The sequence below is a fragment of the Micromonospora sp. D75 genome (assembly GCF_018070405.1).
GTDB classification, from domain to species: domain Bacteria; phylum Actinomycetota; class Actinomycetes; order Mycobacteriales; family Micromonosporaceae; genus Micromonospora; species Micromonospora chalcea.
Genome location: NZ_JAGPXV010001108.1, coordinates 1 through 783, shown reverse-complemented (window position 1 = coordinate 783; position 783 = coordinate 1). Strand labels below are relative to the sequence as shown.

Sequence of the window (783 nt, the reverse complement as noted above, 5' to 3'; positions counted from 1 at the left end):
CCACCGTCTCGCTCGGCGTGCTGGTGGAGGGACCGGCGGGCTCGGGCAAGTCAGCGCTCGTGCGCGCCGTCGCGGCCCGGGTCGGCGCGGGTCTGCGCCCGCTCTGGGCGCCGGAGCTGGCCGCGCTCACGAACGACGCGGCGGCCCGCAGGCTCCGCGAGGCGGCGTCGGCGGTACGCGCCGGCGGACCGGCCGTGCTGCTGGTCACCGACGTGGAGGCGATCGCCCCGGCCGACGAGCCGGGTCCGCTGGCCACCGTGTTCCGCCAGGTGGTCGCCGAGGCGCTGCGGGCCGGCGTGGCGGTGGTCTGCACCAGCGGGCGACCGGAGGCGGTGGACCCGGGGCTGCGCGGCCCGGATCTGCTGGCGCTGCGGATCACCGTGCCGCTGCCCGACGCGGCGCTGCGCCGGGAACAGCTGACAGTGCTCACCCGGCAGGTGCCGCTGGCCGGCGACGTACGGCTGGACGAGGTGGCCGGCCGTACCCCCGGGTTCGTCGCGGCGGACCTGGCGGCGCTCGTCCGCGAGGCCGGGGTACGCGCGGCGCTGCGGCAGAAGACGGCGGAGACGCCGACGGTGGCGATGACGGACTTCACCGAGGCGCTGGAGGTGGTCCGGCCGACGACGATGTCCGCGTCCACGCTGGAGCTGGCGTCGGTGACGCTCGACGACGTGGGCGGACTGCACGACGTCAAGCAGACGCTCACCGAGTCGGTGCTCTGGCCGCTCACCTACCCGGACACGTTCGCCCGGCTGGGCGTGACGCCGCCGCGCGGGGTGCTGC

General features: G+C 77.0%; 1 protein-coding gene. It reads left to right on the top strand.

The genetic code is table 11. The annotated features are described in order from the left end of the window. Positions 1–783, top strand: a 783-nt coding sequence (locus tag KBX39_RS32340; protein ID WP_210874228.1) for an AAA family ATPase, incomplete at both ends; no start/stop codon positions are given.